This window comes from Sneathiella sp. (assembly GCF_036960985.1).
Classification (GTDB): domain Bacteria; phylum Pseudomonadota; class Alphaproteobacteria; order Sneathiellales; family Sneathiellaceae; genus Sneathiella.
In genome coordinates, this window is sequence record NZ_JBALWD010000033.1 from 16686 (window position 1) to 38959 (window position 22274).

At 48.0% G+C, this 22274-nt stretch carries 22 protein-coding genes; 13 read left to right on the forward strand and 9 right to left on the reverse strand.

All coding sequences use genetic code 11. The features are described 5' to 3' along the window. Nucleotides 1-42: 42 nt before the first annotated feature. A complete protein-coding gene (locus tag V7723_RS16090; protein WP_335685510.1) occupies nt 43-2214 on the forward strand; it encodes a cation:dicarboxylate symporter family transporter in 2172 nt (723 codons plus the stop codon). 327 nt (nt 2215-2541) lie between these two features. Here V7723_RS16090 and clpA read toward each other — a convergent pair whose 3' ends face one another. The 4 genes from clpA to V7723_RS16110 form a co-directional block, all read right to left on the reverse strand. Next, the gene (gene clpA, locus V7723_RS16095; RefSeq protein ID WP_335685511.1) at nt 2542-4905 is read right to left on the reverse strand and encodes an ATP-dependent Clp protease ATP-binding subunit ClpA; all 2364 of its coding nucleotides are present in this window, start codon (nt 4903-4905) and stop codon (nt 2542-2544) included. Continuing rightward, nucleotides 4905-5237, reverse strand: a complete 333-nt coding sequence (clpS, locus tag V7723_RS16100; protein ID WP_335685512.1) for an ATP-dependent Clp protease adapter ClpS — start codon at nt 5235-5237, stop codon at nt 4905-4907. The genes clpA and clpS overlap by 1 nt, the downstream gene beginning before the upstream one ends. A 224-nt stretch (nt 5238-5461) precedes the next feature. Then, nucleotides 5462-6025 (reverse strand): phasin family protein, encoded by a 564-nt coding sequence (locus tag V7723_RS16105; RefSeq protein ID WP_335685513.1) that lies wholly within the window; start codon nt 6023-6025, stop codon nt 5462-5464. Nucleotides 6026-6259: 234 nt separating this feature from the next. Further along, complete coding sequence (locus V7723_RS16110; RefSeq protein ID WP_335685514.1) at nt 6260-6952, reverse strand: hypothetical protein; 693 nt, start codon at nt 6950-6952, stop codon at nt 6260-6262. A gap of 238 nt (nt 6953-7190) precedes the next feature. Between V7723_RS16110 and V7723_RS16115 the strand changes: the two genes are divergently transcribed. Beyond that, nucleotides 7191-8618 carry a D-alanyl-D-alanine carboxypeptidase gene (locus V7723_RS16115; protein ID WP_335685515.1) on the forward strand — a complete coding sequence of 476 codons (1428 nt, stop codon included), beginning with the start codon at nt 7191-7193 and terminating at the stop codon, nt 8616-8618. 10 nt (nt 8619-8628) lie between these two features. Here V7723_RS16115 and V7723_RS16120 read toward each other — a convergent pair whose 3' ends face one another. Then, a complete protein-coding gene (locus V7723_RS16120) occupies nt 8629-9489 on the reverse strand; it encodes an MBL fold metallo-hydrolase (protein WP_335685516.1) in 861 nt (286 codons plus the stop codon). Nucleotides 9490-9584: 95 nt separating this feature from the next. Between V7723_RS16120 and V7723_RS16125 the strand changes: the two genes are divergently transcribed. The 6 genes from V7723_RS16125 (at nt 9585) to V7723_RS16150 (ending at nt 13466) form a co-directional block, all read left to right on the forward strand. Continuing rightward, nucleotides 9585-9902 carry an ArsR/SmtB family transcription factor gene (locus V7723_RS16125; protein ID WP_335685517.1) on the forward strand — a complete coding sequence of 106 codons (318 nt, stop codon included), beginning with the start codon at nt 9585-9587 and terminating at the stop codon, nt 9900-9902. Then, complete coding sequence (locus tag V7723_RS16130) at nt 9903-10346, forward strand: YeeE/YedE family protein (protein ID WP_335685518.1); 444 nt, start codon at nt 9903-9905, stop codon at nt 10344-10346. Nucleotide 10347: 1 nt separating this feature from the next. After that, complete coding sequence (locus tag V7723_RS16135) at nt 10348-10770, forward strand: DUF6691 family protein (protein ID WP_335685519.1); 423 nt, start codon at nt 10348-10350, stop codon at nt 10768-10770. Nucleotides 10771-10891: 121 nt separating this feature from the next. Further along, complete coding sequence (locus V7723_RS16140; protein WP_335685520.1) at nt 10892-11659, forward strand: SDR family NAD(P)-dependent oxidoreductase; 768 nt, start codon at nt 10892-10894, stop codon at nt 11657-11659. A gap of 18 nt (nt 11660-11677) precedes the next feature. After that, on the forward strand, nt 11678-12412 hold the full coding sequence (locus V7723_RS16145) for a hypothetical protein (RefSeq protein ID WP_335685521.1): 735 nt from the start codon (nt 11678-11680) through the stop codon (nt 12410-12412). 10 nt (nt 12413-12422) lie between these two features. Then, complete coding sequence (locus tag V7723_RS16150) at nt 12423-13466, forward strand: AbrB family transcriptional regulator (protein ID WP_335685522.1); 1044 nt, start codon at nt 12423-12425, stop codon at nt 13464-13466. Nucleotides 13467-13470: 4 nt separating this feature from the next. Here V7723_RS16150 and V7723_RS16155 read toward each other — a convergent pair whose 3' ends face one another. After that, nucleotides 13471-14799: an MATE family efflux transporter gene (locus V7723_RS16155; protein WP_335685523.1), complete on the reverse strand. Its 1329-nt coding sequence runs from the start codon at nt 14797-14799 to the stop codon at nt 13471-13473. Then, complete coding sequence (locus V7723_RS16160; protein WP_335685524.1) at nt 14799-16097, reverse strand: NAD(P)/FAD-dependent oxidoreductase; 1299 nt, start codon at nt 16095-16097, stop codon at nt 14799-14801. Before V7723_RS16160 ends, V7723_RS16155 begins: the two co-directional genes overlap by 1 nt. Before the next feature lie 162 nt (nt 16098-16259). On the opposite strand from V7723_RS16160, the gene V7723_RS16165 reads away from it, so the two are divergent. The 5 genes from V7723_RS16165 to pgmG all read left to right on the forward strand — a co-directional run bounded on the left by V7723_RS16165 (nt 16260) and on the right by pgmG (nt 21392). Then, the gene (locus V7723_RS16165; protein ID WP_335685525.1) at nt 16260-16967 is read left to right on the forward strand and encodes a hypothetical protein; all 708 of its coding nucleotides are present in this window, start codon (nt 16260-16262) and stop codon (nt 16965-16967) included. 9 nt (nt 16968-16976) lie between these two features. Continuing rightward, the gene (locus tag V7723_RS16170; protein ID WP_335685526.1) at nt 16977-17687 is read left to right on the forward strand and encodes a DnaJ domain-containing protein; all 711 of its coding nucleotides are present in this window, start codon (nt 16977-16979) and stop codon (nt 17685-17687) included. Between the two features lie 68 nt (nt 17688-17755). Further along, nucleotides 17756-18628, forward strand: a complete 873-nt coding sequence (galU, locus tag V7723_RS16175) for a UTP--glucose-1-phosphate uridylyltransferase GalU (protein WP_335685527.1) — start codon at nt 17756-17758, stop codon at nt 18626-18628. A gap of 43 nt (nt 18629-18671) precedes the next feature. Then, nucleotides 18672-19982, forward strand: a complete 1311-nt coding sequence (locus V7723_RS16180; protein WP_335685528.1) for a UDP-glucose dehydrogenase family protein — start codon at nt 18672-18674, stop codon at nt 19980-19982. A gap of 30 nt (nt 19983-20012) precedes the next feature. Beyond that, nucleotides 20013-21392 carry a phosphoglucomutase/phosphomannomutase PgmG gene (pgmG, locus tag V7723_RS16185; RefSeq protein ID WP_335685529.1) on the forward strand — a complete coding sequence of 460 codons (1380 nt, stop codon included), beginning with the start codon at nt 20013-20015 and terminating at the stop codon, nt 21390-21392. A gap of 27 nt (nt 21393-21419) precedes the next feature. Here the strand turns inward: pgmG and V7723_RS16190 are convergent, their stop codons facing one another. Both V7723_RS16190 and V7723_RS16195 read right to left on the reverse strand, forming a co-directional pair. Continuing rightward, on the reverse strand, nt 21420-21692 hold the full coding sequence (locus V7723_RS16190; protein ID WP_335685530.1) for a hypothetical protein: 273 nt from the start codon (nt 21690-21692) through the stop codon (nt 21420-21422). Next, a complete protein-coding gene (locus tag V7723_RS16195) occupies nt 21689-22264 on the reverse strand; it encodes a hypothetical protein (RefSeq protein ID WP_335685531.1) in 576 nt (191 codons plus the stop codon). The genes V7723_RS16190 and V7723_RS16195 overlap by 4 nt, the downstream gene beginning before the upstream one ends. Nucleotides 22265-22274 lie beyond the last annotated feature (10 nt).

Consider the following 22274-nt stretch of genomic DNA (forward strand, 5'->3'; position numbering starts at 1 on the left):
ATCAAGATTGACGCCAATGATGACTTCACTCATAGTTCTGCAATGCTGGCGAAAAAACTTTCATACTCCAAACATTTACCCCTTTGGGTGTTATGTGGCGCCATGCTTGGAATTGTTACGGGCATCATGTTTGGAGAACAGGCATCGGTTCTCAAGCCAGTTGGTTCAACATATGTAAAACTGATGCAGATTGTTGTTTTCCCGTATATTATTTGCTCTTTGTTGCATGCGTTAGGAAGCCTTGCGCCAACGACGGCCTTACGATTATTTCGCTGTAGTTGGTTCATTTATCTTTCTTTGTGGGCTGTCACCCTCCTCACAATTTTTATCCTTTCTTTGGCCATTACACAGGCGCCGACACCCAGTTATCTGAATGCAACAATCGTCCAGAATAAGGATGCGCTTCTCGATTTGCTCATCCCGGTCAATCCCTTTTTCGATTTAGTAAACAACAATATACCTGCCATCGTTATTTTCTCGATCATTTACGGCATCGCCATCCAGCGTATCGAAAAAAAGGAAACCTTTTTGGATGTTCTCAATCTGATCAAAAAAGCCAGCATAACCATTTGGGAATGGGTTGTAACACTTGCTCCTTTCGCTGTATTTGCTCTTTTTGCAGATTCCTTCGGAACTCTCAATCTGGAGACGTTAACCAGTCTTTCAACCTATCTTCTCACAGTGTTGGCGGGCACGCTTATTCTCGCCTTCTGGGTTTTACCGGCGATAATTTCAGCAATGTGCCCTGCAAAAACCCAGGATATTTTATCTGACCTTAGAAGTGCGTTTGTTATTGCCGTCGTGACATCATTGTCCGTCGCCGCATTACCGTTCATTCAAAAAGCCGCCGAAAAATTGGCGGACCAAGTAAAAATTGAAGATGAAAACAGATCTGAAATTATCAGCACGACATTGGCGGTGAGTTATCCACTCGCGCAGCTTGGTAATTTTTTTATCTGGCTTTTCGTACTTTTTGCCGCCTTTTATTATCGGGCACCAATTTCGCTGGACGATCAATTTGTCCTGCCTTTTGTCACCGTACTTTCAAGCTTCGGATCCCCGAGCACGTCGATTGACGCGGTCTCTTTTCTGGCGGACTGGCTAACTTTTCCAACAGAAGCCAGCGCGCTTTATGTTGAAATGATGACCATCACTCGATACGGACAGGTTCTGGCCTCCGTGATGGGATTTACGTTTATTACGTTCCTTGTGACTTTGCGTTATTACGGGAAATTGAAATTCAATATCAAACAAGGGGCCGTGGCCCTATTTGTCAGCGTCAGCATCTTAGCTCTGGTGACATACGGTATTCGCGCATTCGAAAACCGGTATGACAGCTTGAAGCGGCCGACTTATCTCACTTTCGAATTATCAAAGGCGGTAACAAATGGCATCAGGGCTTCGATTGAAGAACCAAGCGGATCAGAGAGCAAAGACGAAAAGCCATATAGCAAAACCCTAGACAGAATACAAAAGTCAGGCGAAATTAGGGTTGGTTTCAATTCTGACATTATTCCGTTCAGTTACCGCAATAGTCAGAATAAACTTGTGGGCTTCGATATTGCCTATGCCTACCAGCTCGCCCGCGATTTGGGTGTGAAGCTAACGTTTGTGCCTTTTTCCTGGGGTAATCTTGAGGGCGATTTAAAACGCCACCGGTTCGATATCGCCGCTTCGGGTATTTACGTGACCAATAATCGGCTCCGTAATCTGGATTTTTCACAACCCTACTATCAAAGTGCGGTCGCACTTATCGTAAAGGCGGAGAACGCCGAGGAATTTCTTGATCGAGCCGAGATTGAAAAACGAGGTAAATTGATCATTGGTATATTTGATGATCCGGTCTTAAAGGAAATGGCAGTCCGACTATTTCCAAAAGCTACAATAAAAGTTCTGCCCAATTACAGCGAATTACCTAATCATCCGGAAATTGACGCGGCGATTTGGACACTTGAACAAGCGCGTGCCTGGTCCGCACAAAATGACGATTATACAGCCGTTCTCCCAAGGGATTTAGGCGGTAAGATTCCAATTGCTTATCTTCTCCCACCGGATTCCGGGGAATTTCGTAACTACTTGGACTATTGGCTTCGTCTTCAAAGTTTGAGTGATTTTGGGAAACGCATGCATCATAAATGGATAGAGGGTAAACCGGCGCAAGAAAAATCTCCACGCCCAGGTTTGTTCCGAAAATATTTTAGTTCTAAAGACTAGCGCCTTACTTTTAAACATCAGAACCATGAATTTTTTTGTGCAAATTTCGGTCAACCGCATTGTATACCACGCGGCTATGCCACCTTCCGTGGCATCTTCGAATTTAGGGAAATTCGGATCGGGCTTCTGATCTGCTTTCCAGAAATTGGGTAGCGAAATTTATCTTGCTATGCGTTTGGAAACGTCGAACACCGACAAGCAATCTGCGTTGCAAAAGCTCTGAAATGCGATCGCCGATATTGAAGGGTCGCCTTCTACGCGTATACAATAAAAAAACCCTCCCTGCACAACGGCGAGAGAGGGTTTAATATGTGTCTCTAAAGGTGACTATTTATCGGCCGTCGCAACGTCCTTCCTCGGGCCCTTTTTCTTCTTGCGCTTGTCCGCTTCGTCTTTTCGATTGAGGTCTTCAGTGCTTTCAATCTTGAAGGTCAGCTCACCAGCTTTAATGCCGACGGTTACATGGCCGCCTTTTGCAAGTTTGCCAAACAGCAACTCTTCTGAAAGAGGTTTTTTGATCTTTTCCTGAATAACCCGTCCCAGCGGCCGTGCACCGTTATTGACATCATAACCTTCCTTCGCCAACCAGCTTGCCGCCGTATCAGAAAGAGAGATAGTCACGTTGCGGTCTTCAAGCTGCGTTTCCAATTGCAGGACAAATTTCTCGACAACCCGCGAGACAACTTCCGGCGGCAGAGGTGCAAACGGAATAATTGAATCCAATCGGTTCCGGAATTCAGGTGTAAATAATCGTTTGATGGCTTCTTCATCCTCACCGATCCGAACATCACTGCCAAATCCAATGGCTTGCTTAGCCATTTCCTGTGCTCCGGCATTGGTTGTCATGATTAACACCACATTGCGGAAATCCACCTGTTTACCGTTGTTATCCGTAAGCTTGCCATGATCCATAACTTGCAACAAGATATTGAACAGATCCGGATGTGCCTTTTCAATTTCATCGAGCAGCAAAACAGAATGCGGTTGCTGGTCGATGGCATCTGTGAGTAACCCTCCCTGATCAAACCCAACATAGCCCGGAGGTGCACCAATCAGGCGACTGACCGTATGACGTTCCATATATTCGGACATGTCAAAGCGCACGAGATTGAGTCCCATGATGGACGCCAACTGCCGGGCAACTTCAGTTTTACCAACGCCTGTTGGTCCGGAGAACAAGTAAGAGCCAATAGGTTTCTCAGGTTCCCGAAGACCCGCACGGGCCAGCTTGATCGATCCAGATAACGCTTCAATAGCCTTATCTTGTCCAAAGACAACCCGCTCAAGATCGACATGCAACTTTCGCAGGCTCTCTGTATCTTCCTTGGAAACTGATTTCGGTGGTATGCGCGCGATCTTCGCGACAACGGCCTCCACGTCTTTGACACCAATTGTCTTTTTCCGTTTGCCTTCCGGCTTCAACATCTGGGCTGCGCCGACTTCGTCAATAACGTCGATCGCCTTATCAGGAAGTTTCCTGTCATTGATATAGCGTGCGGAAAGTTCTACGGCTGTCCGGATTGCTTCGGCCGTATAGCGGATGCTGTGAAACTCCTCGAAATACGGTTTGAGGCCTTTCAAGATCTTGATACTGTCTTCAACACTGGGTTCGCGCACGTCAATTTTTTGGAACCGGCGCAACAGCGCCCGATCTTTTTCGAAATGACTGCGGAATTCCTTGTAAGTAGTAGATCCAATGCAGCGAATATCTCCACTGGCAAGCGCGGGTTTCAGCAGATTAGAGGCATCCATGGCCCCACCGCTGGTCGCACCGGCGCCAACTATGGTATGGATTTCGTCGATAAACAACACAGCGTCATCAAGGCCTTGTAACTCGGTAATGACCGCTTTGAGGCGCTCTTCAAAATCGCCGCGATACCGCGTCCCTGCAAGCAGTGAGCCCATATCCAGCGAATAGATTACCGCTGGTAAAAGCACGCTGGGAACATCGCCATGAACAATTCTCCGTGCCAGACCCTCAGCAATCGCCGTTTTACCGACACCTGGATCTCCCACATAAAGCGGGTTGTTTTTAGAACGTCGACATAAAATCTGGATAGTCCGCTCGACTTCATCGGCCCGTCCAATCAACGGATCAATTTTACCTTCTGCTGCTTTTTCATTGAGATTGACGCAATAGGCATCAAGGGCTTCCAGTACCTCGGGTTTTTCTTCTTCATCGCCAGGCACTTCCTGTTCGGCATTAAACTCACCGTCGGTCCCACGAATAACCCGTGACGTTTCCTTACCCGGCGATTTCGCGACGCCGTGGCTGATATAGCTGATCGCATCGAGACGCGTCATTTCCTGCTTCTGCAGAAAATACGCGGCATGGCTTTCACGTTCCGAAAAGATTGCGACCAAAACATTGGCGCCTGTTACTTCTTCACGACCAGAGCTTTCGACATTAATCAATGCCCTTTGAACGACCCGCTGGAAACTCAAGGTCGGCCGCGCCTCAACGAAGCCGTCCATCACCAGATCATCAAGTTCATCGGTAATGAAAGTATCAAGGTCCGAGCGCAGTTGGTCCAAATCGACGTTACAGGCACGCATGACCGCAGCAGCATCCTGATCTTCAGTCAGGGAATGCAACAAATGCTCAAGCATTGCGAACTCATGACGGCGAGCTGTCGCAAGGGCCATGGCACGGTGTAATGTTTCTTCAAGCGAGTTAGAAAATCCGGGCACTATTCTTTCTCCATTGTACATTGCAAGGGATGCTGGTTCTCACGAGCGTGATCTATAACTTGGGATACTTTTGATTCTGCGACCTCGTAAGGAAACACGCCGCAGTTTCCGACACCTTTCTGATGAACATGTAACATGACCTGAACGGCCGCCTGCTCATCCATATTGAAGAATTTTTGCAAAACGTAAACTACAAATTCCATGGGTGTGTAGTCGTCATTTAGCAAAACGACACGCCATAAGGATGGCTTTTTCGTTTGGGGTTTCGTTTTTGTAACGACCCCAATCCCCGTACCACCTTTGTCGCCATCTTTTTTGTCGTCGTTACTCATCAAAATCTTCAACGAACCAAAAACTCCTATCCTGCATCACCAAAAATTGGTGGGTCAAAATTCGCACCCTAGTTACTTAAGTATATACCTTATCAGGAATTTCAAAAAAAATTCTTACTGAGATGCAAAATTTCTACAATTTTATCATTTTGTTGACGCAGAACACAAAAAAGGCCCGGACCTAAGTCCGAGCCTTCTTGGGAAGCTTTACTGAGTTGCGCGTATTAGGCCTGTTTAGAAAACACGTCCAAGTTCGCAGCATATTGAGCGCCAAATGGCTCAACCATTGATTTTGTTGCTTCCACTATCATTGCATTCAATTTGCTGATTTCTGTGACATATGTCTGAACAGAAGTCCGTGCAAATTCAGATTGGATTTCAACAACTTTAGTAACATCTTCAGTCTCAGCAATTGTGCGCGTTACGTTGAAGACTTCCTGTAAGCGGTCTGTGCCAAAGTCGAGCAGAGCTGCACTGAGTTTTTCGCTTTTCTCAACAGCAGAGTTGCCAGCTTTTACGAATGCTTCAGAATTGTCTTTGTCGTAGAACTGAGAACCTTCGAAAGTTTTAACAGCTTTTTCAAAACCAGACTTGCTTTCAGCAAGTGCTTTTTCGTAATTGGCTTTAAAAGTTTCTGTGTTTGACTTGAATGCTTTTTCAGCTGTCTCTGCACCAGTAACAAAGGCATCTTGAAGAGTCTTACGGCCAGTTGCCACCATATCTTCAATTTCTTTTGTTACTTCAGTTGGATCAATTGTCGTTTTAGTAGTCGTTTTCTTCGTAGTCATTGAATTAACCTTTCAGATTAACGTCCCAAATAATTTTTGCTGCACTGCAACAATGTGAACCTTATATAATATTAGAGAAGTCAATGTCAATGATTTATTGTGCAGTGCACAAAAATAATTATTTTTACATAAGCCGTTATTCTGAATGATACTTTTCTATTATCCATAGAAATTTTTGAAAATTAATATTGCCTTGCAACAAAAAACTCACACCCTAATCACCCCATAGGATATCTACAAATTCAGTCCGTTGTCCCCTATTTGCATAGTGAAATACGTGCTGCCACCCCGCCCGCGTCCGCTGTAGTAGCGCGAGTTTCGGCTATATTGAATAGGCACATAAGGCTCCAAAAAGGCAATTCCCGTCTCATCGCCTTTCGACAGTACCTCACTAAACGGCAACTTAGCTATATCTGCATTCCTATCCGTCCAAGCATAATATTTAAAGACGCCATCTCGACAAACCATAGCGATCCAGTAAAACTCATCGGAATGCAGAACCTGTCCTTTGATCGCCGGCTTCTCAAACCCTTCTGCGATCAGCGCCTGCTCGATTGCAACAAGGTCCTTCAAGCTTATATTTTTTTTACTGGTATGCGTGCCAGCAATATCCAGGCCGGCAGAGCTTATGGACCAGTCCGTACTAATCCCGCCTTTGAAAACACGCGTAATCTGTTCAGCTTCTTTGGCGCCGGGCCATTGCGAAATATTATAGGTCCTGACTTGTTCGTCATAAAGACCGTTGTAAATTATCCGATAGCGCGAGACCGTTCCAGGTTCACAAGTTTTGCGAATATCGTCCCCATTAGCATATGAAAACCATTCAAATGGACGGACCAAAGGGTTACTCGTTCCGCCACCAGACGTACAAGATGCCAACAGCACTGCCAAAATTCCAAAAGTAAAGAGACGGTTTAGGATACTCATTTTAGGAACCTCAAGTATGGGGTTATTAAAGTTACCAGATATTAACTATCTTTTTTTATAATTGAAAATGATGAAAGTGACGAGCGGAAACAAGGAAAGCACAGATTGTTTACCTGGGAATTAATTGTAATTAATCGGAATTTTGATAGACATGATTCGCAGTATTTTCTACACTCGGCGCCGTTAAGTGATATCGGCGTGTAACCGTAACAGTAATTTTTGACGAACCGGATTCATTTTGAGCATCTTTAAAAAACATATTACCGGCCAATTATTTAGAGGGCGTTGTTATAGCGGTATCCGCAATCGAGTTTTTGATGCTCGGTTTATGGTTCCGTTTTTTCTCTTCGTTCTGGCCTTTATGCTCAGCTTTCAGCCGACCACAAGTTATGCGCGATATGCGGCCCTTGTCATGGACAGCCGCACCGGCGAGATCTTGTATTCCCGAAATGCCGATACAAAATTGTATCCCGCGTCACTAACGAAAATTATGACACTTTATATGACATTTGATGCTTTGAACCGGGGCCGTTTGCGGCTCGACCAAAGGCTCAGTGTATCAGCACGAGCAGCGGGCCAGGCACCAACAAAGCTTAGACTAAAAAAAGGCGGAACAATAACTGTCCGGGACGCAGTTTTTGCCCTGATTACCAAATCAGCAAATGACGCGGCAACAGTTCTAGCTGAAGGCATGGCCAAAACAGAGCAAGCCTTTGCTTTAAAAATGACGGCGACAGCCAAACGCCTTGGCATGCGACGAACGAGTTTTCGAAATGCCAGCGGCCTGCCAAATCGCCGGCAAAAGAGCACGGCCCGCGATATGGCGCTTCTCGGTGCGGCACTTATCCATGAATTTCCGCAATATTATCATTTCATGGCGATGGAAAAATTCAATTACAAAGGCCGAAATTACAAGAACCATAATAACCTACTCAAAAAATACAAAGGGGCAGACGGCATCAAAACTGGGTATATCCGGGCCTCTGGGTTCAATCTCGTTGCCTCCGCCAAACGCGGCAACCACCGGCTTGTCGGCGTGATTTTTGGAGGCCGTACCGCCAAGAGCCGCGATAAGCATATGGCCACCTTGTTAGATCGCAGCTTCGCAATGATTGAAAAAGCCAGCCCTTCCAGCGTCCCGTTGCCGGCATATAAACCTGCACTGATCGCCTTGGGCTCGCCGCATTCAAATCCGCAATCGAAATCAAAACCGAAGGCTAAACCTATCCAGGTCGCGGAAGTCATCACATCGGCACCTGAACCAGCTTTGGTGAAAAAACCGGCAAAAGTGAGTGGCATCAAAGTTGTCAAAGGCGGCAGTGCTTCCTCGAAGTCGGTCACAACGATTACGGCCGCCACCGACGAACTAACGATTATTGAAGAGAAATGGGCGATCCAGATCGGCGCCTATAGCCGCGTTACAACAGCCCGCGACCAACTTTCGAAAGCAGCCGCCCAAGCCAATGGACATTTGGATGGCCGCCGGGTCAATATTGAGAGAGCCATTTCAAATGGGAAGCCCTTCTACCGGGCTCAGATGATCGGCTTCAATGAAATAGAGGCTCGAGCCGCCTGTGATAGCCTATCTGAACGGCGCTTTTCCTGTTTTGTTGTCTCTCCGAGCCTCGAACTACCGGCTTACATCGCTGAGAAAAGCCAGTCTTAATCTGCAATTCTTAAAGCAAATCAACCGGCATTTTTAAATACGATACACCGTTCTCTTCGGCTTGCGGAAATTTACCCGCGAGCATATTCACTTGAACGGAGGGAATAATCAAAGCCGGCATTTCCAGATTTGCATCCCGTCCCTCTCGCAGGGCAACGAATTCCTCTTCACTCACGCCGTCATGTAAATGAATATTATCTTTACGTTGTTCCGCCACGGACGTTTCCCAGGCATAAGCCCGCCCGCCAGGCGCATAGTCGTGGCACATGAATAATCTGGTTTCCGGTGGCAACGACAATATCCGCTGAATCGAATGATATAAAACGCGGGCATCTCCCCCCGGAAAATCACATCGTGCGGAGCCATAGTCAGGCATAAACATTGTATCGCCAACAAAGACGGCATTCCCGATCTTATAGACAATGCAAGCTGGCGTATGTCCCGGTGTCGCGAGAATTTCCAAGGTCAGGCCACCCACCGGAATTTTTTCATCGTCCTGAAACAGCCGTTGAAATTGTGATCCATCGGTATCCATCTCGGGGCCAAAATTAAAAATCTTTTTAAACTCGGATTGCACGACACCGACGGCCTGCCCTATTCCGATCACACCTCCCAGCTTCTGCTGCAGATATGGCGCCGCGGTCAAATGATCCGCATGCACATGGGTTTCCAAAATCCAGTCGACAGTGAGTCCTGCCTCATTGACGAATTTAATAATGTCATCTGCCGCTGTGGTCGCCGTGCGGCCAGATTTAATATCGAAATCGAGGACGCTGTCGATGATAACGGCCCGTTTGCTGACGGGATCAAAAGCCACATAGCTGACAGTAAATGTGGGCTCATGGAAAAAGGCCTTCACCTCGGGGTTCATTCTTGTCTCCTTGCACTGACTTCTTCTCGTTCAGAATATCTAAGCATGATTATTTGTTCTTGACTATATCTCTATATATACATAGATACAGATATATGAAGGTAAAAGAATTTGCAATACGGGATATGAAAACTGCTGCAGCAAATGCCTGCGCTCTGATGAAATCCCTCTCCAGCGAGACACGCCTCTTATTGTTGTGCCAGATGAATGAAACGGAATGCTCCGTTAACGAACTGGCCGGGGCACTGGAAATGCGACCGTCTTCCGTTTCCCAGCAACTGTCCCTTCTGCGCAAAGATGGCTTGGTCAAAACCCGGCGCGACGGTCGAACTGTTTACTACTCCTTGAAAGGAGAAGAAGCGACAATGATCATTTCGGTTCTTTACGCCTTATATTGCGTGGATTTCAAATAAATGGACAATTTCACGCCTTATGCTTCATTGGCCGGCGGCCTCCTCATCGGCATTTCCGCCACGCTTCTGTTAATGGCTGGCCGGATGGCCGGGATCAGCGGAATTTTGGCGGGACTGATCCCTTTCGACAGCAAAGACAACCTTTGGCGGATCCTGTTTATTGTCGGTTTGATTATTGGGGCCGGCCTCTATCCCGCTTTGGGCGGCGATATGTCGGCGATGAATATCAATCCCTATGAGTTGAGCGAAACGACCCATACTGCGCTCCTGATTATTGCGGGACTGCTGGTCGGTATCGGAACCTATGTCGGGGCTGGTTGCACCAGCGGCCATGGTATTTGCGGTATTGGACGGTTATCTGTCCGCTCAATCATCGCAACCGTCACTTTTGTCGTCGTCGCGGCCCTTACCGTATTTATTATGCGCTTGATTGTGGGAGGATAGGATGCTCAGCGTAATTAGCCTTTTTAGTGGCGTCTTGTTCGGATTTGGCCTGGCCCTATCCGGCATGGTCAATCCCAGTAAGATTATCGGGTTTCTTGATATCTCTGGAAACTGGGATCCCAGCCTGATCTTTGTCATGGCAGGTGGTGTGCTGGTGACAATCATCAGTTTCCGCTTTCTGCTCAACCGTCCGACGCCAATTTTTGGCGGCAAACTTGTCCTGCCGACAAAGCAGGATATAGATACCCCGCTTCTCGCAGGCGCCGGCATATTCGGCATCGGTTGGGCTCTTGGTGGCTTTTGTCCAGGCCCGGCCCTTAGCGCTCTCGCTTACGGTAACGAGAAAGTTTTTATTTTTGTTGGCGCCATGATTGTTGGCATCGCGGTTGCCAAGATCGGTTTGCGATCTTTAAGACTCGCATAATCATTATCGCCCTCTCTTTCATTTCCATAATTTAGAGATCTGCGTTCTTTTCCATTTTACCTTAACGGCTTTCATGGCTAGTCTGGGCGCTTGAATTGAAGCAATAAAAAATGGAAAAATCATGAGTTCATCGAATAAAGTTGCCATTGTCACAGGGTCAGCCACCGGCGCTGGCGCGGGTATTGCCGTCGGCCTCGCTGAAAAAGGCTACAACGTAACCGTCAATTATACACGAAGCCTGAAAGAAGCAGAAGAAACGGTTGCTCTTTGCGAAAGCCATGGCGTCGAGACCTTCTTGTGTCAGGCCGATGTCTCCAAAGATGAAGATTGCCGTCGCATGGCCACGGAAACCATGGAGAAATGGGGTCGCCTCGATGGATTGGTCAATAATGCGGGTCGGACAAAGTTCGTTGCTCACGATGATCTGGACGGCCTTTCCGCTGAAGATTTTCAGGATATTTACGCAGTAAATACCATTGGCCCGTATCAAATGTCACGTGCCGTTGCACCTTATATGAAGCAAACCGGCAGCGGCTCCATCGTGATGATTTCCTCGGTCGCCGGAACCCACGGCATCGGATCCTGTATTGCCTACGTCGCGTCAAAGGGTGCCTTGAACTCCATGACCAAAGCATTGGCAAGAACATTGGGGCCCGAAATTCGGGTCAACTCAATTTGCCCTGGATTTATCGAAACCCGCTGGTTGCTGCAAGGGTATGGCGAAGACAAATATGAAGCGTACAAACAGAGCCTGGTAAAAAAAGTCCCGCTTGGCAAAGTCTGTACACCTGAAGACATCGCCGAAACCGCGGCCTGGTTCATCGACGGTGCCAGCATGATCACCGGCGAAATCATCATCCTTGATGGCGGTATGCATCTGGTCGGTTAAGCCTGTATCCTTTTGAAAATGCAAACCGCAAAAATTAAACGTGCCCTTGGTTATCCCTATGATAGGCCCGCTACCTCGTATCTGTTTTCAGGAGGGGTCGCCAAGGAATTACCGGACGATATCAATTTGGCAGGTCGTCACCCGGTCCTCGCTTGTGGATCCAACGGGGCACCAGAACAACTTCGTCGAAAATACGGCGCCGGCAGTGACATCAATATTCCCGTCACTGCCGCGAAAATGCGGGACATTGCGTGCACCTATTCTGCGCATTTTTCGTCTTATGGGTCCCTTGCCGCCGCGCTTTGTAGCGTTCCGGGAATTGTGAGCTATGTACATATAACCTGGCTTACAGAAACCGAACTGCTGCGGATGCATGAGACTGAAGCAATCGGTATGAATTATCATTTCGCGCATCTCAAAGGGACTGATCTCGAATGCCAAGTAACCGGTTCGATCGATCGTCTTCATGCTTATATAAGTCTGCGCGGCAGCCTTTTGTTACACGGTAGCCCTGTTTTATTGGAAGGAATACCGACCGAAAATACGCAGCTGTTAAAACTTGATCAAAATACCATGCAGGAAGAGATCCGGCGCCGGCTTGCTCCTGAGATCAATCTCCAAGATTTCATTATGCAGAATATTGATGATGCCTCAACTCGCATGAAACGAACGGGCTTGATTAGTCAAAATACGGAACCCTTCATTCATTCCGGTATTACTGTGCTTTTTCCCTGCGCACCGCAGCTGGATTGAAAGATCGAGCATGAATAGAACCGTTATAGCTCTTTTTATCGGCGCCCTCGGCGGGGGCATATTTTTCGCGGCCAACCTCCCTCTTGCCTGGATGCTGGGATCCATGACCTTCGCGACCATTGCCGCACTCCGCGGCGTTGATGTTAAAGTCAACGATCCATTGCGCAAGGTCATGACAGCCGTTTTAGGTGTGATGTTAGGCAGTGGCTTTACAACCGAGACGCTGGACGCTCTGGCACAGTGGAGCGGCGGCCTGTTACTATTGTTTGCCAGTGTTATTCTCACCATGACCGTGGTGTATTTATTTTACCGAAAATTCGGAAAATTTGATCCGGTAACGGCTTACTTTGCGGCCGCCCCCGGTGGCTTCAACGTCATGTATGAAATGGGGGAGGCCAAAGGCGGAAATGGCCCGGTAATCGCTCTTATTCACGCCTCCCGAATTTTGATCCTCGTCATGACAGTGCCGTTGTACTTTCGCTATGGTATCGGCTTTACAAATACCGAAAACGTCATCCCGTTGTTAGGATCAGTCAAGGATCTGGTCGGCGATGGCTTGTTGATTGTCGCCGCTCTCCTTGGGTATGGTATAGGACGGATTTGCCGCCTGCCTGCCTATCACCTGATGGGACCGTTGCTCGTGACGGCGGCGTTTCAAATTCTCGGTGTAACCGATGTGGCACCCCCAATGATACTGGTTTATATGGCACAACTGGTCATTGGTACTGCCATCGGTGCCCGGTTTCTCGGCACCAATTTTACTGAGATCCGCCATGTCCTTGGCCTGAGCTTTGTCTCGACCATGATCATGATTTTAATTGCGTCAGTTTTCGCTCTGATATTCGCAGAAACTATTGGGGTCAGTGTCGCCGGCGTAATCCTCGCACTAAGTCCGGGTGGGTTGGCCGAAATGTCTCTGGTCGCCCTCGCCATGGGGATCGACGTGGCCTTTGTCTCCATCATGCATGCTATCCGAATTTCGCTGATTATCGCCCTTGTACCAATAGCATTTTCAACCTTCGACCGGATCATTTTGCGCAAGAAGAGAAACTAGCCCCTTACGCCGTCGCCCGCCGCTCAACTCGTGGGTAAACAAGTGCCAAAGTAACACCGCGTGCGGCCATAAACAGCATCAACGCAGCCCAAAGACCGTTCGCTCCCCAAATATTATCAAAAACCTGCATACCAATCATATAAAGAACAAAAGAGATGATCATTCCGTTTCGCATTTCCTTGGATTGCACAGCGCCAATAAAAATGCCATCGAGTTGATAAGACCAAATGGAAATGAGTGGCGCGACCATCATCCAAGGCAAAAAATTGTTAGCCTGTTCACGAACTTCGGGAATGCTGGTCAGAAGATTGATCAATGACGGACCAAACAAGGCGTAAATAAGGGTGTATATTGTCGCAACGATCAGCGCCCAGAAACTACTGACCAATACAATTTCACGCAGCAGTTCCGGTTTCTTCGCGCCCAAGGCAGAGCCCACCATCCCTTCTGTTGCAAAGGCAAATCCATCCAGGCCATAAGCCATAATATGCATAAAGTTCATCAACACGGCGACGGCCGCCAAGGTGGTATCACCTTTTGATGCGGCTTGTGCTGTGAAGTAAGCGAAAGCAAAGATAAGCAAAATTGAGCGAATGAAAATGTCGAAATTGACCCTCAGCAATTGCGTAAGCTTGCTGCCCGCGAACAGGCTTGAGCGGTACCATATGCCGCCGAGCTTGAGCAAATGCCGCCGCACGAGGTAACCCCCGAACAGGCAGGCACTAACTTCTGAAATAAGGGTCGCGGTCGCGACACCAGCCACATCCCAGCCCAGACCCAGGACAAAAAACAGATCCAGCACGATATTCATCCCGTTCATGAAAATCTGGATCATCAAAGCTGCCCGCGTGTTTTTAGTGCCGATAAAAAATCCCATTAGTGCATAATTGGCAAGGACGGCAGGCGCCCCCCAAACCCGGATGGAAAAATAGTCGGAGGCACCCTTCTCCACGGCCGCTGAGCTATCAATCAAATTCAGGGCGGACCAAAGAACAACACTCTGAAGCGCGAGTACAAAGACAGAAATTATCAGGGATAACAGGAGTGCCCGTCCCATAACGGCCCGTATTTCATCAGGATCTTTCTGGCCAGCAGCCTGGGCGACAAAACCAGTGGTTCCCATGCGCAGAAAGCCAAATCCCCAATATAGGAAACTAAACATCATGGCACCAATCGCGACGGCCCCTATATAATGTGCGTCCGGAAGATGCCCGACAACAGCCGTATCAACGGCCCCCAATAAAGGAACCGATGAATTCGACAAGATTATGGGCCAGGCAAGGCGCCAGACTTCCCCGTGGCTAGGGCGTGAGAAAAAATACTTAAGAGACATCAATATCCGAAATAATCTCTGATTTTATAACCGATCATCGCCGGCGGCAGAAACCAGGGTGTGCCATTGTAATAGATACGATCTTCAAACGGTAAATCATCAAACGCAGTTTCCCCATCCGGATGATCCAGTATCTGCAGAGCGGCTTTGTGCCCCAAATAACCGGACATGGCAACGCCTGATCCGCAATATCCCATCGCGAAGTAAATGCCGTCATGCTGACCGATAGTTGGCAACGCATTAAAACCATACGCCACCTTTCCAGACCAGACATGTGAGACAGCGGATGTCTTAAGTTGCGGGAAAATGGACGTAAGACGCCGTTTTAGTGCCTTAGCCTGCTGTAAGGGAGAGGCCTGAAAAACCGTCGGGCGGCCGCCCAACAGGATACGCTTTCCATCGGGGGATGGTCGATAGTAACTCAACATTTTGCGAGTATCCGTGATCATGCGTTTCGTCGGAAACAGGCTCGTCACCAGATTTTCTGAGAGTTCCTCAGTCGCGATCATCGTGCTGCCAATGGCTATGACACGTCGCTGGACAAAGGGAAAAAGCGCGCCACTATAACCGTTCGTTGCGATCAAAAGCTGCCGGCTCTTAATTTCTGGTCCGGATGTTTTGAGAGTAAATCCGTCGCTCGTGCGCGAAATTTTCTCTGCGCGCACCGGTACCATTAGCGTTGCGCCAGCGCGGATCGCAGCGTTCGCCAAACCGCTTGCGTACTTCGCCGGATGCAATCCGCCGGTATGGTGTTGACGAAGACCGCCCTTATAAATCGCACTATCCACATCCTCAGCGTAGTCAGCAGGACCAACCATCTCTTCCGGTACATTTAGGTGTTTCTGACGGGCTTCGAAATCCTGCGTCATTGACGCTAAATGTGATCGTTGGACCGCCGGATAAAACCGGCCGTTCATGGTCAGATCGCACTCGATATCTTCTTCAGAAATACGTTGTTTGATAAACGCCACTGAGGCCAGAGCTTCTTTATAAACGGCAATTCCTTTTTCCTGACCATACATGCCAATGAGGCCATTTAACCCGGGCTTCAACAGATTTCCAATCATGCCGCCGTTCCGGCTGCTGGCACCAAAGCCCGGTTTCTCGGATTCCAATATGACGACAGAGTGACCGGCCTTTGCCAACGTCAACGCAGCGGACAATCCCGTGTAGCCACCGCCAATAACCGCAACATCATACCGTGTGCCCGGATTTGAAAAGGGTATATTTTCAGGGGCCGCCGCTTCCCACCAAAATGGGATCCCTTTCAATCCCTCAAAATGATCGTCCGAAGCCATTGAAATATCCTTTAGTTGAATTCTTTAGTACATTTTTTTATTCTGGTCAGACCGCTTCATTGAGAGCAAGCTCTATCCGCTCTTATTTGCAAGTTTTACATGGCAACCCTATGTAAAGAAAGTAGCATTCAGACATTGGGATTACTGGGGAAGATTCACAACGTGGCAAAAAATGTAGAGAAAGCCGACGAAAAATCAGACAACGACGATATTGCCGAATTCCTCGCTAAAGTCGCGGGAACGCCAGTCAGGACAACTCCGGGCAAAAGCGGTCGGTTGATTTTCGCCATTGACGCAACTGCCAGCCGCCAACCTACATGGGATCATGCCAGTCACCTGCAACGAGAAATGTTCGACGAAGCCGCTTCGGCCGGCGGGCTGGAACTGCAAATCGCTTTTTTCAGAGGATTTGGAGAGTTTAAAGCGACTGCCTGGACCCATGACAGTCGCGCGTTGGCGAAACCGATGTCAAAAGTCTTTTGCCTGGGCGGTCATACGCAAATCGAAAAGGTTTTGAAACATACGCTAAAACAAACCAAAAAAAACCCGGTAAATGCTGTTGTTTATATTGGTGACTGCATGGAAGAAGATGCCGATCGCCTCTGCCATCTATCCGGTCAGCTCGGCATGCTTAAAGTACCACTATTCGTCTTTCAGGAAGGGTATGACAGACTGGCTGAACAATGTTTCAGACAAATGGCAAAGCTTTCAGGAGGAGCTTATTGCCGCTTTGATTCCGCCAGCGCTGCGGCGCTCAGAGATTTGTTACGCGCAGTCGCCGCCTATGCCGCCGGCGGACGAAAAGCGTTAAGTGATTTCAGTCAAAAAACTGGTGGCGAGACCCTATTGTTGTTGAAACAAATAAAGTAAACTACTGAAATGTTAGCTTATTTTATTATTGGACTGTCAGTATTTGTAGCCCTGCTTATTGGCGGGAACAGTATGGCCAATGCCGATCCAAAAAAACTGGTAAAAGCCTTACGGATCGCAGCGACGGTCATTTGCGCTTTGTTAGCCGGCTTCTTTATTCTAACGGGACGTTTTGCCTATGCCCCGCCCTTTATTATCGCCGCTTTGTTTTTTCTCCGAAATAAGCCCTTTTTCGGTGGCGGCAACGCCCCGTCTGCTGGCCAGCAATCCGATGTGGAAACAAGTTGGATAAAAGCCACTTTGAATCACGACAGCGGCGAGATGGATGGCCAAATTTTAAAAGGCAAGTTTGAATCGCATATGTTATCAACCCTCACACTTAATCAACTTATGGAATTTCAAGAAGAAGCCCTCGAAGATCCACAAACAATTGCCATTCTGAATAGCTTTCTGGATCGCTATCATGCGCAGGCCGAAGAGGCAGATGCGACAGGCGGAGAGCAGACAAAAGAGCAAAAAACCAGGGCACAATCAAGCTCTGGGCCAATGACTAGGCGTGAGGCCTTGGATATTCTTGAGTTGACCGATGAGGCGACTTTAGTTCAAATAAAGAAAGCTCATCGCCAATTGATGAAAAAATTTCATCCGGACCATGACGGGTCTGAATATATGGCGGCGAAGATTAATGAAGCAAAAGATGTCTTGATTAAGACAAATTAAAGCAGTTCCCTGTATTTTACGGCCAATATATCACAATTTTTCTTCTAATTGAGAAAGCTGCACAATCAATGTCAAAAATAGTGCGAAAAGCCGTTTTCCCTGTTGGTGGTTTGGGGACAAGGTTCCTACCCGCAACAAAGGCTATGCCAAAAGAAATGTTACCTGTCGTTGACAAGCCCCTCATTCAATATGCAGTTGAGGAAGCGAGAGATGCCGGGATCGAAGAATTTATTTTCGTCACTGGTCGCGGAAAAACAATAATTGAGGATCATTTCGATCGATCTCACGAATTGGAAGCCGTGCTTACAGAGAGATGTAAACATGATCTTCTGGCAGAATTGCTTGATGGCATCCCCGTAGCTGGGAGTGTCGCGTATGTAAGGCAACAAGAACCACTAGGTCTTGGCCATGCGGTTTGGTGTGCAAAACGTTTGATTGGCGACGAACCATTCGCAGTGATTCTGGCAGACGACCTCATTCTTTCAAAAACCTCTTGTCTCGCTCAAATGACGGAGGCGCGCGAAAAAGCAGGGGGTGGGAATATGCTGGCCGTCATGGATGTCCCCCATGAACATACATCACGATACGGTATTGTTAGTCCGGGCAATGTAAATGGTTCTCTAGTTGACGTGTTAGGCCTCGTTGAAAAGCCTGATCCAGAAGATGCACCTTCAGACTTGGCCGTTATTGGAAGATATATTCTGGAACCAAAAATCTTCGCCCTCTTGGAAAACCAAGCGCGAGGCGCCGGCAATGAGATCCAACTTACAGATGCCCTCGCCTCCTTGCTCGGTGGCGACGCATTTTATGGAATGAAGTTCGAGGGGAAACGCTTCGATTGCGGCGATAAGATTGGCTTTTTAGAAGCAAATATTGCCTTTGCGCTTGAACGGGCGGATATGAAATCGGCTGTCCGCGATATCGTCAATAACTTTTCGTAGAGCTCAACATTACATACTTAAATAAAAATTTGGAGAAATAGCGATGCGTATTGCCGTAGTTGGAACCGGGTATGTCGGATTAGTATCTGGCACCTGTTTTTCAGAATTTGGCCATGACGTGGTTTGTATTGATACAGATGCTCAAAAAATCGACGGATTGAAAAATGGAAAAGTTCCAATTTTTGAACCTGGATTAGAAGATCTTGTCATCAAGAATGTCAAAGCAGGTCACCTTAAGTTTGATACAAACTTGAAAGAAGCCGTTTCTAAAGCGGATGCCGTATTTATTGCCGTAGGAACACCCAGTCGCCGCGGTGATGGCCAAGCAGATTTAACTTATGTGTACGCTGCGGCAAAAGACATCGCCGAAAATTTGAGCGGTTATACAGTCGTTGTCAATAAATCAACAGTCCCTGTAGGAACAGGCGGCAAAGTCGACGAAATTATCCGTGAAACAAATCCAAATGCTCAGTTCGAGGTTGTCTCCAATCCTGAATTTTTACGAGAAGGCGCAGCGATCGAAGATTTTATGCGGCCCGATCGTGTCGTCGTTGGAGCAACAACCGAACAAGCGAAAGATGTAATGGCCGCAATTTACCGGCCGCTTTCATTGTTTCAAACGCCACTTGTTTTTACCAGCCGCGAAAGCGCTGAACTGACGAAATATGCCGGCAACGCGTTTCTCGCCATGAAAATCACTTTTATCAACGAAATAGCAGACTTATGTGAACAAGTCGGCGCGAATGTTCACGACGTGGCGAAAGGAATTGGTCTTGATGGCCGCATCGGCGGAAAATTCTTGCATCCCGGACCCGGTTTCGGTGGTTCCTGTTTTCCCAAAGATACACGTGCTCTTTTTGAAACTTCGGCTGCGGCTGGGGCGCCTCTCAGAATTGTCGAAACGGTCATCAATATCAATGAGAAACGTAAGAAAGATATGGCTGAGCGCGTGATCAAGACATGTGGCGGATCCGTCTCCGGTTTAACGATCGCAGTTCTCGGTTTGACGTTCAAGCCCAATACCGATGACATGAGAGAAAGCCCAAGCCTTGATATTATTCCGGAATTAATCTCAGCGGGTGCCACCGTAAAAGCTTATGATCCAGAGGGCATGGTTGAAGCAAAAGAACATTTACCTGGCGTGGAATTTTGTGAAAATTCATACACGACATTGGAAAGCGCCGATGCACTCGTTATTATTACCGAGTGGAACGAATTTCGGGCCCTCAACATGGACAAAGTAAAGTCCTTGATGAAAACGCCTGTCATGATTGACCTTCGAAATATCTATGATCCGACGGAAATGAAAGGGCACGGCTTTACCTACGAAAGTATTGGCCGCCCCTCGAAGTAAATTGAGTTAAACTGTGAAAGCAAAGAGAAGATGACTGCACATAACTTTAATCCCAGCATTCTACGGGAATATGACATACGTGGCATTGTCGGCGAAACGCTCTTCGAAGAAGACGCCACTGCTATCGGTCGAGCTTTCGGTACATTTTTGACACAAATTGGGCGAACCAATATAGCCGTTGGCTATGATGGCCGATCAACCTCCCCGCCCATGAAAACAGCATTGATCAAAGGTCTGATCTCAACGGGAATTGACGTTTTTGATATCGGTATGGGCCCTACACCGATGTTGTATTATGCAACATATGAGCTCGATGCTGGTGGCGGAATCATGATTACGGGTTCACATAATCCGCCGAGCCACAATGGGTTCAAGATGATGCTGGATGGCAAATCATTTTACGGCGCGCAGATACAGGAGCTCGGTGCCCTCTGCGCTAAGGGAGAATTTGCGACAGGATCTGGTTCATCAATCGATAGCCCGTTGATGTCCCGTTATGTCCAGCGCCTCCTGCAAGATTTCAAACCGGGACGAGATCTTTCCGTCGTCTGGGATTGCGGCAACGGTGCCACCGGTGAAGTTCTTCGAAAGGTCGTTTCGGAATTGCCCGGCCGGCATCTACTCCTGTATGAAGAAATTGATGGCACTTTTCCCAATCACCATCCCGACCCGACAGTCGAAGAAAACCTGCAAGACCTGATTCGCACCGTCAAAGGTGTTGACGCCGATCTGGGGATTGCCTTTGACGGCGATGGTGATCGTATCGGTGTTGTTGATGGTTTGGGGCGCATATTATGGGGAGATCAACTGCTCGCCGTCCTCGCCAAGGAAGTTCTGGCCACCAGGCCGGGGGCCGCAATCATCGCTGACGTGAAGGCAAGCCAGATTCTGTTCGACGCCGTTGAAAAATTGGGCGGCACGCCCATAATGTGGAAAACTGGGCACTCCTTGATTAAATCGAAGATGCAGGAAGTAAAAGCACCGCTCGCAGGAGAGATGAGCGGACATATTTTCTATAACGATCATTATTACGGGTTTGACGATGCTCTGTATGTGGCGTTGCGACTATTGAACATTATTGGAGAAACAGAGACATCACTCGAAAAAATGCGCGACCAGCTTCCCGAAATGATCAATACCCCTGAGCTCAGATTTGACTGCCCTGATGACGAAAAGTTTGATGTGGTTACACGAGTACAAGCGGATCTTAAAGCAGTTGACGCCAATTTTTCTGACATTGATGGCGTCCGCGTCAACACAGAAGATGGATGGTGGCTCCTGCGGGCGTCAAACACACAAGCAGTCCTTGTGGCGCGGTGTGAAGCCTCTGATGAAGCCGGTTTGGCCCGCCTGAAAGTGCAGTTACAAGCATGTCTGAAAAAAGCTAACGTCGCAGCCCCGGACTTCTAGTTCCGGGCAGCTTTTCCATTATTTACACTAGCGCATACGACGTGGCGGTCGAGAGGACGGCCGCTGAGAGGGCGCTTTGCCAGGCAATGTTGTCGGTCGATTGGGCGGCTTTGCTCCGGGTGGCGGTCTAGGGCGATCCGGACGATCAGGTCGGTTTACGTCCACATTATAATCATAATGCGTGTCATAAATACCGTATCTGAATCCATAGTCATAGGGATATCCACCGCCGTAATAGACACCTCCGGAGGTACAAGCAGGCAGGATTAGAACCACGAATCCGAGAAGTAAGCGTCTCATTGAGGCCCTCCTTCCGCCTTAATAGAATTCAAAACACCAATGAGCGCTTTTTCGTGGCGATCATAAGCCTCCGGCTCCCCGATAAAAGCCGCGAAAGCTACACGATTTTCACTTATTTGAATGGCAACCACGGCAAAATCGAATTCTCGATCATTGCGCATGCCGGTTCCACTCGCAATCTGACCTTTGCGACCGTTAATCACCCGATCATCACGATACGTGATCTGGACATCTGAAAGTAATCTTGGGGCGACGTTTTGAATATATTCTTTAGCATCTGATAATTGAACGACACCTGTTGGCGCCCAAAGAGCCGTCCATATAGCCAGTTTTTCCTCTTGCGGAAGCAGTGAGACAATCCGGGCAGCGGGATCTTTATCGTCGTTCAGAACGGACGGGTCTACTTCGAACCCAGGTCGGATTTCCCAGTCGTCGGGCACCTGAAACCGAAACAGATTTTGTCCCTGAGTTTCATAGATGACTGTAACATCTGCGAATACAGGATTGGCAGTAACCATACCGCTCGCCATTGCAAGCATGACAATGCACCGCATAATAATTTTAGGCGACATGGTCCTCCCC